We start from the raw sequence: 13,908 nt of genomic DNA, 5'->3' as shown, positions 1-13,908 counted from the left end.
GTAACATGAAAACGTTTGCACGTTCGATTGTCGCGTTGTCATGCTCATTCCGCATGGAACAACCCTTGGCGTCGGGCTTGCGGACAGTTACCGTCCGAACACCTCGGGGACTTGCAGCGCGAGGAGCTGTTGATGCCAGGGTTGCGCAAGGTGTTTCGCGACGCCGTGGGCAAGGTGCACTCACTCCGCGTCTTGTCCGAAGCGGGCATGGTCAGCCTCACGAACGTCAAGATGTCCCTCCAGGCACTGCGCGACGTCGCGGTGTGGGGGCCGAACGTCACGGCGCTGCGCCGCGCGGTGCGGCTGAACCCGGACGGCATCGCCGTGGTCGACGACCGCGGGTCGATGACGTACCGGCAGCTGGACCGGCGGTCGACCGCGATCGCGCAGGGCCTGCGGTCGCTGGGGCTGCAGCACACGCACGTCGTCGCGCTGATGTGCCGCAACCACCGCGGCATGGTCGAGTCGCTGCTGGCGTGCGCGAAGCTCGGCGTGCGAGTGCTGCTCGTGAACACCGGCTTCGGCGCCCCGGTCGTGCTGGCCCTCCTGCAACGCGAACGCGCGTCCGTCGTCATCCACGACGAGGAGTTCACGCCGCTGTTCCACCAGCTGCCGCCGGGCGTCCCGCGCTGGCTCGCCTGGTCGCGTGACGGCCTGGACCGCCGCACGCCGACGCTGGACCAGCTGGTGGCCAAGGCGCCGCGCGGCGAGCTGGACCCCCCGCGCGAGCCCGGCGTGGTGATCCAGCTGACCTCCGGCACCACCGGCGTCCCCAAGGGCACCGCCCGCGAGATCAAGTCGGTGCTGACGGCGTCGGACTTCCTCGACCGCATCCCGATGAGGGCGAACGAGTCGACGTTCATCGCCGCCCCGATCTTCCACTCGGTCGGCTACTCGCACCTCACGCTCGCCATGTCGCTGGGCTCGCGCGCGGTGCTGCACCGCCGCTTCGACCCGCGCAAGACGCTGTGGTCGGTGCAGGGCCAGCGCTGCACGACGCTCGTGGTGGTGCCGACGATGCTGCAGCGGATCATGGAGCTGGAGCGCCCGGTGCTCGACTCGTACGACCTGCGGCGCCTGCGCGTCGTGTTCTGCTCGGGTTCGACGCTCCCGCCGGACCTGGTGCAGCGCACCCAGGCCGTGCTCGGGCCGGTGCTCTACAACCTCTACGGCTCGACGGAGGTCGCCGTCGCCACCGTGGCCACGCCCGAGGACCTGGCCGCCGCGCCGTCCAGCGTCGGCATGCCACCGCACAACTGCGACGTGCGCCTCTACGACGAGGCGGGGCAGCGCATCACCCGCTCGTTCGTGACCGGCCGCATCCACGTGCGCGGCTCGCTCACCGTCGACCTCTACACCGACGGCACGCAGAAGGAGTCGATCGACGGCCTGGTCGCGACCGGCGACCTCGGCCACTTCGACCCCGTGGGCCGGCTCTACTTCGACGGCCGCGAGGACGACATGATCGTCTCCGGCGGCGAGAACGTGTACCCGGTCGAGGTGGAGAACCTGCTGATGACGCACTACCGGGTGCGGGACGCGGCGGTGCTCGGGGTGCCCGACGCCGAGTACGGCCAGCGGTTGCGGGCGTTCGTCGTGCCGGTCGCGGGGGCCCGCATCGACGTGCGGGAGCTGCGCGAGTTCGTGCGCACCCGGCTGGCGCGGCACAAGGTCCCGCGCGAGGTCGTGGTCGTGCCGAAGCTGCCGCGCAACGCCACCGGCAAGGTGCTGCGGCGCCAGCTGCTGTCGATCCGGCTGGGACCGCAGGCGCAGTGAGCGGACGGCGGAACGCACGCCACCGCGAGGCCAGGGGACCGATCCGGCGGGGGCGTGCGTCCCTGGCCGTGGGGAGCGCACGACTCGCGGTGTCGGGGACTCGGCCCGCGAGTCGTGCGCTCGGCCGGTGTCACCGCTCGAAGCGGTCGCCGGGGCGGCCCTCGAACTGACCGCCGCCGCGCTGGCCGGACCGGTCACCGCGCTGGTCGAAGCGGTCCGGCCCGCGCTCACCCCGGTCGTGGGCCCGGAAGCTGCCCGGCCCGCCGCGGTGGTCGGACCGGTCGGCCGCGACCGCGCCGACGATCCCGCCACCGAGCACCAGGCCCAGCAGGCCCACGGCGACCAGCTGGGTGGCGCGGTGCCGTGCGAAACCCCTCAGCCGGGAACGCCGGGCCGGCGCCACGGGAGGAGGGGCCGCGGTCGTCGTGGTCTCCGAGGGCGCCGGATCCGGGACCTGGTGCGGCGTCGTCGGCTGGTCCGCGGCGGGCTGGGCCGTCCGCGGCTGGTCTCCCGGCGCCCCCGGTGGGGGAGGCGCCTGTCCCTGCTCGCTCATGTCACCAACGATGCGCCGCCCGGCTGAGCACAGCCTGACAGTCGCCTGTTCGTTTCCTGAAGCCGCCGCACCGAGTTCAGCACCGGTCGGCTGGCCTGGAAGACGTGCCGCTGGTCGGCGTAGGTCGCCCCGAACCGCTCCGCGTCCAGCGGCGCGGCCCAGACGAAGTGCAACGTGGTGCGCGTGCCGTCACGCGCGTCACGGCGGGCGTAATGGTCGTGCAGGTCGGCGTAGAGCAGACGCAGTTCGTCCCTGTTGGACGCGGTGAGGCGGACCGGGCACTCGACCACGAGATCGCGCATGTCAGAGCTCCTCACGAACGGCGGGCCCACAGCGTGCGCGCCCGCCCCGCCCGGCCGCATCCGAAAAACCACTCAGACGGGTGTGCGTATGACAAACCGCTTGCACCCACCGGCTTCAATCAGGGTGTGGAACTGGTACCCCTCCGCGAGGAGTTCGCGCACGCGGCCACCGGGACCGGCGGGTCCGGGCCGCGGGTCGCGCTGCGGGACGGCTCCGGCACGCGCCGCGGCACCGCCGTGATCGGCACGTCCTCGGCCTGCTCCCGGACGGCGTCTTCCACGACGCGATCGTCATGTCGGTTTTGAGCACCGATAACATCTGAACCGCAAACCTGGAACCTTCCAGCCCCAGAGTCTTCACCGAGGAGTCACCGTGTCCGAGTCGCGCCCAGCAGTCGCCCAGAACCCGCCGCGCGTGGTGGTTCCGGCTGGGACGACGGCGGGCACGGCCGTGCGCGAGGCGGGGCTGCCCGGCAAGGGCGCCGACGCGATCGTCGTCGTGAAGGACGCCGAGGGCCACCTGCGCGACCTGTCGTGGACCCCTCAGGTCGACGTCGAGGTCGAGGCCGTCGCCGCGGACACCGAGGACGGCCGCAGCGTCATCCGCCACTCCGCCGCCCACGTGCTGGCGCAGGCGGTGCAGCAGCAGTTCCCCGAGGCCAAGCTCGGCATCGGCCCGCCGGTGAAGGACGGCTTCTACTACGACTTCCAGGTCGACAAGCCGTTCACCCCCGAGGACCTGCAGGCGCTCGAGAAGCGCATGAAGCAGATCATCAAGGGCTCGCAGCGGTTCTCCCGGCGCGTGGTCGAGTCGGTCGACGCCGCCAAGGCCGAGCTGGCGTCCGAGCCGTTCAAGCTGGAGCTCGTGGACATCAAGAGCGACGTCGACACCAGCGAGGTCATGGAGGTCGGCGGCGGCGAGCTGACGATCTACGACAACCTCGACCCGCGCACCGGTGAGCAGGTGTGGGGCGACCTGTGCCGCGGCCCGCACGTGCCGACCACCAAGCACATCCCGGCGTTCAAGCTCACCCGCGTGGCCGCCGCCTACTGGCGCGGCAACGAGAACAACCCGCAGCTGCAGCGCATCTACGGCACCGCGTGGGAGACGCAGGAGGCGCAGGACGCCTACCTGGAGCGCCTGGCCGAGGCCGAGCGCCGCGACCACCGCAAGCTCGGCGTGGAGCTCGACCTGTTCTCGTTCCCCGACGAGATCGGCTCCGGCCTGGCGGTGTTCCACCCCAAGGGCGGCATCATCCGCAAGGCCATGGAGGACTACTCCCGCCAGCGGCACACCGAAGAGGGCTACGAGTTCGTCTACTCGCCGCACATCACCAAGGGCAACCTGTTCGAGGTCTCCGGTCACCTCGACTGGTACGAGGACGGCATGTACCCGGCGATGCACCTCGACGCCGAGCTCAACGAGGACGGCACGGTCCGCAAGCCGGGGCAGAACTACTACCTCAAGCCGATGAACTGCCCGTTCCACGACCTGATCTTCAAGTCGCGCGGGCGGTCCTACCGCGAGCTGCCGCTGCGCATGTTCGAGTTCGGCGCCGTGTACCGGTACGAGAAGTCCGGCGTGGTGCACGGCCTCACCCGCGTGCGCGGCATGACGCAGGACGACGCGCACATCTTCTGCACCCGCGACCAGATCCGCGACGAGCTGGCCTCGCTGCTGGAGTTCGTGCTCGGCCTGCTGCGCGACTACGGCCTCGACGACTTCTACCTGGAGCTCTCGACCAAGAACCCGGAGAAGTACGTGGGTGAGGACGAGATCTGGGACGAGGCCACCGAGACGCTCGCGTCGGTGGCGCGGGAGTCCGGCCTGGAGCTCGTGCCCGACCCCGGTGGCGCCGCGTTCTACGGCCCGAAGATCTCCGTGCAGTGCCGCGACGCGCTCGGCCGCACCTGGCAGATGTCGACCATCCAGCTCGACTTCAACCTGCCGGAGCGCTTCGAGCTCGAGTACACCGGCCCGGACGGCTCCCGCCAGCGCCCGGTCATGATCCACCGCGCGCTGTTCGGGTCGGTCGAGCGGTTCTTCGGCGTGATGACCGAGCACTACGCGGGCGCGTTCCCGGCGTGGCTCGCGCCGGTGCAGGTCGTGGGCATCCCGGTCACGTCCGAGAACGCCGACCACCTGTTCGCGGTGCGCGACGTGCTCAAGCGCAAGGGCATCCGGGTCGAGGTCGACGCCTCCGACGACCGCATGCAGAAGAAGATCCGCAACCACACCATGCAGAAGGTGCCGTTCATGCTCCTGGCCGGCGCCAAGGACGTGGAGGCGAACGCGGTGTCGTTCCGGTTCCGCGACGGCACCCAGATCAACGGCGTCCCGGTGGACCGGGCCGTCGAGCAGATCGTCGAGTGGGTCGGCCGCCGCGAGAACGCCTCGCCCACGGCGGAACTGCTCTCGTGACGCCAGGGTCCGCGGGTCCGGAACTTTCCGGGCAGGACGGGATCGGGGTCCCCGACGCATTGCAGCGGTTGTGGACCCCGCACCGCCTGTCCTATGTGAAGGGCGAGGGCAAAGCGGTCGGCGATGAACCCGCCGGTTGTCCGTTTTGCCGAGTGGTCGAACTCGACGACGAATCGGGGCTGATCATCGCCCGCGGGTCGGAAGTGTTCGCCGTGCTCAACCTCTACCCGTACAACCCCGGCCACCTGATGGTGCTGCCGTATCGGCACGTGCCCGACTACACGGACCTGACGGTTTCCGAAACGGCCGAGTTCGCCGCGTTCACGCAGAAGGCGATGCGGGTGGGGCGGCACGTGGCGGCACCGCACGGGTTCAACGTCGGCATGAACCAGGGCGACGTGGCCGGTGCCGGGATCGCCGCGCATCTGCACCAGCACGTGGTGCCGCGGTGGGGCGGGGACGCGAACTTCATGCCGGTGATCGGGCACACCAAGGTGCTGCCGCAGCTGCTCGGGGAGACCAGGCAGCTGCTGGCCGACGGCTGGAAGGCACTCGGCTGAGGTCCTGCCGTTGATCGACTGTCACTCACTATCTATTGACTTTCGATAGCTAGTGAGCGACAGTCGATCCATGCCTCGACTGTTGCTGTCCCTGCTCGCCGCTGTCCTCGTCGTCGCGCTCGGCGTCGGCGCGATCATGTACGCCCAGGCCGACGACGCTCCCGGACTCGGGCTCATCGGCTTCCTGCTCATCTTCGGCGCCGTCGGCTTCGGTGTCCGGGCGGTATTGCGCGCGCGAAAGCCGGTATGACCACCCGCCCGTGCGTGATTGCGCCGCGTACCATTTTCTTGGACAAAAAAGTGACAAAAAGCACCCACGTTGTCCGCATGGGACAATCGGCGCAGTTTCCATGCGGTGCGGAATAGGTTGCGTTGCAACTTTCGGGTGCTTTTGGCGAACCGATCGAGACATTCCGCCAGCGCATAGCGATTCCAGGTAGGTGAGATCACCCACCTGGAGGCTTCGCCCGGAAGTCAAGTCCCCGCCTATGGCCGATCGTCTCAGCGTGTCCGGATGGTTACGGTGCGAACATGACCGCACCTGAGCGTTCGCGATTAGCGAGAGAACGGCTTTCGCGTGAGTTACGCCGGTTGCGCACCGAGGCGAAGATGACCGGCACGGCCACCGCCCGTGCCACCGGGATGAGCCAGTCCAAGCTGTCGAAGATCGAGAACGGCATGCTGCTCCCGTCGGTGACCGACGTGGAGCGTCTCGTCGCGGAGCTCGCCGCGGCACGGGAGACGCGGCTCGAGCTCGTCGAACTCGCCAGGTCGCTGCACGCGGAGGCGGAGACCCGCCGCGTCGTGCTGCACCGGGGTGCCCACCGCCACCAGCAGACGATCAGCCGGGTCGAGGCCCGCGCGGCGACATCGAGGTTCTTGCAGCTGAACCTCGTGCCCTCGCTGCTGCAGTCCGAGGCCTACCTGCGCACCGTGCTGGCCACGATGCCGGCGCCCGAACAGGAGGCGGCCGTCGCGGCGCTGCGGGTCCGGCGGTCCCGGATGGACGATCTGGCCAAGCAGTTCGTGTTCGTGCTCACCGAGAGCGCGCTGCGCTGGCGGCTGGGGACACCGGAGCTGATGGCGGAGCAGGTCGAGCACCTGGCCGCGATCCAGCGCCGGCCGAACGTCCGCCTCGGCGTCGTGCCGTGGTCGGCGGAGACGAACGTGGTCGCGCTGCACGGTTTCCACATCTACGACGAGCGCGTCGTCACGGTCAGCGTGCTGACCGGCAACGCCACCATCACCGACCCGCTGGACGTGCGCGAGTACCTCGCGCTGTTCGGCCGGCTGGAGCGGGCGGCGGTGCGGGGGGAGGAGCTGCAGGGGCTGCTGAAGAAGATCGCGGAGGACCACCGCAGGCTCGGCTAGCGACCGCCGGTGCCGACTCACCCGCGAGCAGCACGTTTCAGCAGTCCAGCTAGGCTGCGAACCGCCATGCTGAACATCTTCGCTCGCGCGTCCGTCTCGCGCGTCACCGACCCGATCGGGGCGTGGCTGCTGGCGCGTGGCCTCACGCCCAACGTCGTCACCGTGGTCGGCACGGTGGGCGCCGTCGCGAGCGCGCTGTGGTTCATCCCGCGCGGGCAGCTGTTCCTCGGCAGCGCGCTGGTCACGTTCTTCGTGCTGCTCGACCTCATCGACGGCGCGATGGCGCGGGCGGCCGGGCCCACCAGGTTCGGTGCGGTGCTGGACGCCACCTGCGACCGCATCGCCGACGGCGCCCTGTTCGCCGCGCTGACCTGGTACGCGCTCGACTCGGGCGCGCGCTGGACGGCGGTCGCGGGCTTCGTCTGCCTGGTCGCCTCACAGGTGATCTCGTACGTGAAGGCACGCGCGGAGGCCACCGGGCTCACCGCCGACGGCGGCATCGCCGAGCGGGCGGAGCGGTTCATCGTCGCCCTGGCCGGTGCCGGCGTGCAGGGCCTGGGCGTACCGCACCTGCTGGACTTCGCGCTGTGGCTGCTCGCGGCCATGACGGTCGTGACGGTGCTGCAACGGGTCCTCGCGGTGGCGAAGTCGGCGCGGGAGGCAGCGTGAACCTCGCGACGCTCGGGTACACGGCCGGCTGGCGGCTGATCCGGCTGCTGCCGGAGGCGTGGGCGCGCGGCCTGTTCGAGGCCGGTGCCGACCACGCGGCCCGTCGTGGCGGTGAGGGCGTGCGGCAGCTGCGCAAGAACCTGCGCCGGGTCGTGCCGCAAGCGGGCGACGAGGAGCTGGACGAGCTCGTGCGCGAGTCGCTGCGCTCGTACGCGCGGTACTGGCGCGAGGCGTTCCGGCTGCCGTCGATGGACCACCGCGCGGCGTTCGAGAAGTGCGACCAGCTGGTGTCCGGCACGGAGAACCTCGACGCGGCACTGCGCGAGGGCCGCGGGGCGGTCGTGGCGCTGCCGCACAGCGGCAACTGGGACATGGCCGGTGTCTGGCTCGTCGGCCACTCCGGCACGTTCACCACCGTCGCCGAGCGGCTCAAGCCCGAGTCGCTGTACCGCAGGTTCGTGGAGTTCCGCGAGACGCTGGGCTTCGAGGTGCTGCCGCTGACCGGCGGCGACCGTCCCACCGCGACGGTGCTCGCCGAACGCCTGCGCGCCAACAGGGTCGTGTGCCTGCTGGCCGACCGCGACCTGACCTCGTCCGGCGTGCCCGTGACGTTCTTCGGCGAGCAGACCCTGATGCCCGCCGGCCCCGCGCACCTGGCCGCGACGACCGGCGCCGCCCTGCTGCCGGTGGGCTGCTGGAACACCGCCGACAACTGGCAGTTCCGCATCCACCCGCGGATCAAGGTCAGCACCGTCCCCGCCGCCACCCAGGCGCTGGCGGACGCCTTCGCCGCCGACATCGCCGCCCACCCCACCGACTGGCACATGCTGCAGAAGCTGTGGCTCGCGGACCTGCCGGAGGGCCGCCGCACCGCGCTGGCCCGCCGGCTCGCGCGGTGACGGCCGGGCCGCGGACGGAGGTCGTGTCCAGGTGAAGATCGGAATCGTCTGCCCGTACTCGTTCGACGTGCCCGGAGGCGTGCAGGCCCACGTCGTCGACCTGGCCCGCGCCCTGATCGGCCTGGGCCACGACGTGAACGTCCTCGCCCCCGCCGACGACGACCGGTCGCTGCCCCCGTTCGTCACCTCCGCAGGCCGCGCCGTCGGCATCCCGTACAACGGCTCCGTCGCCCGCCTCTCGTTCGGCCCGGTGTCCTACGCGCGCGTGCGCCGCTGGATCGACGACCACTCCTTCGACGTGCTGCACCTGCACGAGCCGACGGCACCGTCCCTGTCGTTCCTGGCCCTGGTGGTCGCCGACGGCCCCATCGTCGCCACGTTCCACACCTCCACCCCGCGCTCGAAGATGCTCGCCGCCTTCCAGGGCGTGCTGCAGCCGTTCCTGGAGAAGGTCACCGCCCGCATCGCCGTCTCCGCGCTGGCCCGCCGCGTCCAGGTGGAACACCTCGGCGGTGACGCGGTCGAGATCCCGAACGGCGTCGACGTCGACTTCTTCGCCTCGGCGTCCACTTTGGACGGCTACCCGCGCCCCGGCGGCACCATCGGGTTCGTCGGCCGCTACGACGAACCCCGCAAGGGCATGCCGATCCTCTGGGAGGCCTTCGGCCTGATCGCCGACGAGTTCCCCGACCTGCGCCTGGTCGTCGTGGGCCGCGGTGAGCACGAGTTCACCGGCCCGCTCGCCACCCGCGTTGACCTGCTCGGCCAGGTCAGCGACGAGGACAAGGCCCGCATGCTGCGCAGCGTCGACGTCTACGTCGCCCCGAACACCGGCGGCGAGTCGTTCGGCATCATCCTCACCGAGGCCATGTCGGCAGGCACCGCCGTCGTCGCCTCCGACCTCGACGCCTTCCGCCGCGTGCTGGACGACGGCAAGGCGGGCGTGCTGTTCCCGGTCGGCGACGCGGCGGGGCTGGCCGACGCGTTGCGTTCGGTGCTGCGGGACAGCGCCCTGCGGGCCGAGTACGTGGCGCTGGCGTCCGAGCGCGTGCAGACCTTCGACTGGTCCGTGGTGGCCGGCCAGGTGCTGCGCGTGTACGAGACCGCCATCGCCGCCGATCCGCGCCGGGTGGGCGAGGCATGACCACCGTCCTCGTCGTCGTCCTGGTCGCGCTCCTCCTCTCCGCCTGGATCCTCGCGATCGCCAACCGCCTCGACCGCCTGCACGTGCGCACCGACGCCGCCTGGGCCGCCCTCGACGCCGCACTGGCCCGCCGCACCGTCGTGACCCGCGCCCTGCTCGACCCGTCGCTGTCCGCCGCCGCCTCCCGCGCCGAGTCGGCGTCGCGTGCCGACCGCGAGCTCGCCGAGAACGAGCTGTCCGGCCTGCTCGCCGCGGTCGACCGCTCCGCACTGGCACCGGCGCTGGCCGCCGAGCTGGCCGACGCCGAGGAACGCGTGGTGCTGGCCCGCCGCGTCCACAACGACGCCGTCCGCGACACCCTGCTCCAACGCCGCCGCCGCGTCGTCCGCTGGTTGCGCCTGGCCGGCACTGCCCAGCAGCCCTCCTACTTCGAGATCGCCGAACCCGCCGCACCGTCCGACGCCGTGATGCTCACGCCACGCCCGTCCGCCCGCGTGGTCCTCACCGACCCGGCCGGCCGCGTCCTGCTGTTCCAGGGCTTCGACCCCGCCCGTCCCCAGGAGCTCTTCTGGTTCACGGTCGGCGGGGGCGTCGAGGGCGACGAGGAGCTGCGCGACGCGGCCGTCCGCGAAGCCTTCGAGGAGACCGGCCTGAGGATCACCCCCGACGCCCTCACCGGCCCCGTCTGGCGCCGCAGGGCGGTGTTCAGCTTCGACGGCCAGACCTTCGACGCCGAGGAGTGGTTCTTCCACGCCTCCGTCGCCGAGCTCGCCGTGGACACCTCCGGGTTCAACGACGTCGAGGAGACCAGCATCTCCGCGTTCCGCTGGTGGACCGCGCAGGAGCTGGCCGCCACCGACGACACCGTCTACCCGGTGCAGCTGGCGGAGCTGCTGCCCGCGCTCACCTCGGGCGAGTGGGACGGCACGCTCCGCACGATCCGGTAGCGACGCCGGCCGCGGCGAGCGCGGGCCGTCCGGTTCCGCATCACACCGCCGGAATCACCGCCGACCCGTACGCGTCGCGCGTCTTGTCCTTCTCGTCGTGCATCAGGTACAGCGCGAAGTTGTCGACCCCGATCTCCTTCAGCTCCTGCAACCGGTCCACGTGCGCCGACTCCGGTCCCACCAGGCAGAACCGGTCCACGATCGCGTCCGGCACGAAGTCCGTCGACCGGTTGCCCGCCTTGCCGTGGTGCGCGTAGTCGTAGCCCTCCCGGTCCTTGATGTAGTCGGTCAGCGCCTTCGGCACCACACCCGAGTCCCCGTACCGCGCGACGAGGTCCGCGACGTGGTTGCCGACCATCCCGCCGAACCACCGCAGCTGGTCGCGCTGGTGCTCCACGTCGGTTCCCACATACGCCGGTGCCGCCACGCACATCGTGATCGCGGACGGATCACGCCCCGCCGCGACGGCCGCCTCGCGCACCGACCCGATGGTCCACCGCGCGATGTCCGGGTCCGCGGTCTGGAGGATGAACCCGTCGGCCTGCTCGCCCACCATCTTCAGCGCGCGAGGACCGTAAGCGGCCATCCACATCTCCAGCTTTCCGTTGCGCACCCACGGGATCTGCACCGCCGTGCCGTGGTGCTCGACGGAACGGCCCTCGGCCAGCTCCTTGATCACGTGCATCGCGTCGCCGAGTGTCGCGAGCGACGCGGGCTTCTGGCCGATCACGCGGCGGGCCGAGTCGCCGCGGCCGATGCCGCAGACCGTGCGGTTGCCGAACATGTCGTTCAACGTCGCGAACAGCGACGCCGTCACCGACCAGTCGCGGGTGGACGGGTTGGTGACCATCGGGCCGATGACCAGGTCGCGGGTGGCGGCCAGCACCTGGGAGTAGATGACGAACGGTTCCTGCCACAGCACGCACGAGTCGAACGTCCAGCCGTAGCGGAAGCCGCAGTCCTCGGCGGCGCGGAAGCCCTCCACCACGTCCCGCGCCGGCGGGTCGGTCTGCAGCACGATGCCGAAGTCCACGGCGTTCCTTTCCTAGACCAGGTACTGGTTGAGGTCGCGGGACACGAAGCGGCCGTGGCCCGTCGAACCGTGGTAGGCGCCGTCGGCGATCACCTTGCGGCCGCGGGAGAACACGGTGTCCACCCGGCCGGTGACGTCGAAGCCCTCGTAGGCCGAGTAGTCCACGGCCATGTGGTGGGTCGCGGCGGAGATCGTCTGCTGCGCGGCGGGGTCGTAGACCACGACGTCCGCGTCGGCGCCCGGAGCGATCACGCCCTTGCGCGGGTACATGCCGAACATGCGTGCCGGGGTCGTGGCGACGATCTCCACCCAGCGCTCGCGGGTGATCTCGCCCTTCACGACGCCCTGGTGCAGCAGGTCGACGCGGTGCTCGACGCCGGGCATGCCGTTGGGGATCTTGGAGAAGTCACCGACGCCCAGCTGCTTCTGGTCCTTGAAGCAGAACGGGCAGTGGTCGGTGCTGACCACGGACAGGTCGTTGGTCCGCAGCCCGCGCCACAGCGACGACTGGTGCTCCTTGGGCCGTAGCGGGGGAGAGGCCACGTACTTCGCGCCCTCGAAGCCCGGCCGCGCCAGGTCCTCCAGCGACAGGTAGAGGTACTGCGGACAGGTCTCGGCGAACACGTTCTGGCCGGTGTCCCGCGCGGCCGTCACGGCGTCGAGTGCCTGCGCGGCGGACAGGTGCACGATGTACAGCGGCGAACCGGTGACGCGGGCCAGCTGGATCGCGCGGGAGGTGGCCTCGCCCTCCAGCTCCGGCGGGCGGGTCAGGCCGTGCTGCACCGGGTCGCCCAGCCCGGACGCCAGCGCCTGCGCCACGAGCTGGTCGATCGCGATGCCGTTCTCGGCGTGCATCATGATCGTGGCGCCGGTCTCGCGGGCCTTCTGCATGGCCCGCAGGATCTCGCCGTCGGTCGCGTAGAAGACACCGGGGTAGGCCATGAACATCTTGAAGCTGTTCACGCCTTGGGCGATGCACGACTCCATCTCCTTCAGCGACTGGTCGGTCACGTCAGAGATGATCATGTGGAAGCCGTAGTCGACCGCGCAGTTGCCGTCCGCCTTGGCATGCCACCTGTCCAATGTGGACAACAGCGAGGAGCCCTTGGGCTGCACCGCGAAGTCGACGATCGTGGTGGTGCCGCCCCACGCCGCCGCGGTCGTGCCGGTCTCGAACGTGTCGGCGGACTGCGTGCCACCGAACGGCATCTCCATGTGCGTGTGCACGTCGATGCCACCGGGGATCACGTACTTCCCGGCCGCGTCGACCACCTCGTCGGCGTGCACCTCGAAGCCGGGCGTCACCAGCGCGGCGATGTGCTCGCCGGAGATCAGCACGTCGGCGGCGTGCGAGCCGGTCGCGTTGATGACCAGGCCGTTGCGGATCAGGGTGCTCACGGCGTCACCAGGCCCTCGTAGGTGTCGGGGCGGCGGTCGCGGTAGAACGCCCACGTGTCGCGGACCTCGGTCAGCAGGTCGAGGTCGAGGTCGCGCACCACGAGCTCCTCCTCGGTGTCGGACGCGGCCTCACCGATCAGCTGGCCACGCGGCGACACGAAGTACGTCTGGCCGTAGAACTCGTTGTCGCCCAGCGGTTCCACGCCGACCCGGTTGATGGCGCCGACGAAGTACTCGTTGGCCACGGCCGCCGCGGGCTGCTCCAGCCGCCACAGGTACTCCGACAGCGACCTGCTGGTGGCCGACGGGTTGAACACGATCTTCGCGCCGGCCAGCCCGAGTGCGCGCCAGCCCTCGGGGAAGTGGCGCTCGTAGCAGATGTAGACGCCGATGCGGCCGACCGCGGTGTCGAACACCGGGTACCCGAGGTTGCCCGGCTTGAAGTAGAACTTCTCCCAGAAGCCCTTGACCTGCGGGATGTGGTTCTTGCGGTACTTGCCGAGGTAGGTGCCGTCGGCGTCGATCACCGCGGCGGTGTTGTAGTAGACGCCCGGCTGCTCCTGCTCGTACATCGGCACGATCAGCACGATGTTGTTCTGCGCGGCGACCTCCTTCATCAGCGCCGTCGTCGGGCCGTCCGGGATCGCCTCGGTGTAGGAGTAGAAGTCCGCGTCCTGCACCTGGCAGAAGTAGGGGCCGTAGAACAGTTCCTGGAGACACAGCACCTGTGCGCCCTGCGACGCGGCGTTGCGGATGTGCTCGACCGCGTTCGCGATCATCGACTCCTTGTCGCCCGTCCACTTCTGCTGGACGAGCGCGGCTCGGATGATGTTG

At 70.5% G+C, this 13,908-nt stretch carries 15 protein-coding genes; 9 read left to right on the top strand and 6 right to left on the bottom strand.

Translation table 11 applies throughout. The annotated features are described in order from the left end of the window. The first annotated feature begins 132 nt into the window (after positions 1–132). Positions 133–1,776 carry an AMP-binding protein gene (locus tag ADL03_RS16155; protein WP_053734398.1) on the top strand — a complete coding sequence of 548 codons (1,644 nt, stop codon included), beginning with the start codon at positions 133–135 and terminating at the stop codon, positions 1,774–1,776. A gap of 130 nt (positions 1,777–1,906) precedes the next feature. Here ADL03_RS16155 and ADL03_RS47090 read toward each other — a convergent pair whose 3' ends face one another. The 3 genes from ADL03_RS47090 to ADL03_RS47085 all read right to left on the bottom strand — a co-directional run bounded on the left by ADL03_RS47090 (position 1,907) and on the right by ADL03_RS47085 (position 2,912). Next, positions 1,907–2,329, bottom strand: coding sequence for a hypothetical protein (locus ADL03_RS47090; RefSeq protein WP_157528799.1), 423 nt, complete (start codon positions 2,327–2,329; stop codon positions 1,907–1,909). Then, a complete protein-coding gene (locus tag ADL03_RS16145) occupies positions 2,326–2,631 on the bottom strand; it encodes a hypothetical protein (RefSeq protein ID WP_053734285.1) in 306 nt (101 codons plus the stop codon). The genes ADL03_RS47090 and ADL03_RS16145 overlap by 4 nt, the downstream gene beginning before the upstream one ends. A 119-nt stretch (positions 2,632–2,750) precedes the next feature. Further along, entirely contained in the window at positions 2,751–2,912 is a 162-nt protein-coding gene (locus ADL03_RS47085) for a hypothetical protein (RefSeq protein ID WP_157528797.1), read from the bottom strand. A 92-nt stretch (positions 2,913–3,004) separates the two neighbouring features. Between ADL03_RS47085 and thrS the strand changes: the two genes are divergently transcribed. The 8 genes from thrS to ADL03_RS16105 all read left to right on the top strand — a co-directional run bounded on the left by thrS (position 3,005) and on the right by ADL03_RS16105 (position 10,643). Further along, positions 3,005–5,053 carry a threonine--tRNA ligase gene (thrS, locus tag ADL03_RS16140; protein WP_231641921.1) on the top strand — a complete coding sequence of 683 codons (2,049 nt, stop codon included), beginning with the start codon at positions 3,005–3,007 and terminating at the stop codon, positions 5,051–5,053. After that, entirely contained in the window at positions 5,050–5,613 is a 564-nt protein-coding gene (locus ADL03_RS16135) for an HIT domain-containing protein (protein WP_053734284.1), read from the top strand. Before thrS ends, ADL03_RS16135 begins: the two co-directional genes overlap by 4 nt. A gap of 70 nt (positions 5,614–5,683) precedes the next feature. Beyond that, on the top strand, positions 5,684–5,863 hold the full coding sequence (locus ADL03_RS16130; protein WP_053734283.1) for a hypothetical protein: 180 nt from the start codon (positions 5,684–5,686) through the stop codon (positions 5,861–5,863). A 281-nt stretch (positions 5,864–6,144) separates the two neighbouring features. Beyond that, positions 6,145–6,984, top strand: coding sequence for a helix-turn-helix transcriptional regulator (locus tag ADL03_RS16125; protein WP_053734282.1), 840 nt, complete (start codon positions 6,145–6,147; stop codon positions 6,982–6,984). A gap of 66 nt (positions 6,985–7,050) precedes the next feature. Beyond that, positions 7,051–7,653, top strand: coding sequence for a phosphatidylinositol phosphate synthase (gene pgsA, locus ADL03_RS16120; RefSeq protein WP_053734281.1), 603 nt, complete (start codon positions 7,051–7,053; stop codon positions 7,651–7,653). Continuing rightward, positions 7,572–8,552, top strand: a complete 981-nt coding sequence (locus ADL03_RS16115; protein WP_369808983.1) for a phosphatidylinositol mannoside acyltransferase — start codon at positions 7,572–7,574, stop codon at positions 8,550–8,552. Before pgsA ends, ADL03_RS16115 begins: the two co-directional genes overlap by 82 nt. A 31-nt stretch (positions 8,553–8,583) precedes the next feature. Beyond that, the gene (locus tag ADL03_RS16110; protein ID WP_053734279.1) at positions 8,584–9,696 is read left to right on the top strand and encodes a glycosyltransferase family 4 protein; all 1,113 of its coding nucleotides are present in this window, start codon (positions 8,584–8,586) and stop codon (positions 9,694–9,696) included. After that, a complete protein-coding gene (locus ADL03_RS16105) occupies positions 9,693–10,643 on the top strand; it encodes an NUDIX hydrolase (protein WP_053734278.1) in 951 nt (316 codons plus the stop codon). The genes ADL03_RS16110 and ADL03_RS16105 overlap by 4 nt, the downstream gene beginning before the upstream one ends. 40 nt (positions 10,644–10,683) lie before the next feature. Here ADL03_RS16105 and ADL03_RS16100 read toward each other — a convergent pair whose 3' ends face one another. The 3 genes from ADL03_RS16100 to ADL03_RS16090 are packed head-to-tail and all read right to left on the bottom strand — an operon-like array spanning position 10,684 to position 13,904. Further along, complete coding sequence (locus ADL03_RS16100; protein WP_053734277.1) at positions 10,684–11,676, bottom strand: TIGR03842 family LLM class F420-dependent oxidoreductase; 993 nt, start codon at positions 11,674–11,676, stop codon at positions 10,684–10,686. Between the two features lie 12 nt (positions 11,677–11,688). Beyond that, positions 11,689–13,074, bottom strand: coding sequence for a dihydropyrimidinase (gene hydA, locus ADL03_RS16095; RefSeq protein ID WP_053734276.1), 1,386 nt, complete (start codon positions 13,072–13,074; stop codon positions 11,689–11,691). After that, positions 13,071–13,904 (bottom strand): nitrilase-related carbon-nitrogen hydrolase, encoded by an 834-nt coding sequence (locus tag ADL03_RS16090; protein WP_197288386.1) that lies wholly within the window; start codon positions 13,902–13,904, stop codon positions 13,071–13,073. The genes hydA and ADL03_RS16090 overlap by 4 nt, the downstream gene beginning before the upstream one ends. Between the last annotated feature and the right edge of the window lie 4 nt (positions 13,905–13,908).

It is taken from the genome of Nocardia sp. NRRL S-836, from assembly GCF_001279525.1.
Taxonomy (GTDB): domain Bacteria; phylum Actinomycetota; class Actinomycetes; order Mycobacteriales; family Pseudonocardiaceae; genus Lentzea.
Note: the sequence above shows the minus strand (reverse complement) of the source record. Positions and strands in the feature narration are given on the sequence as shown.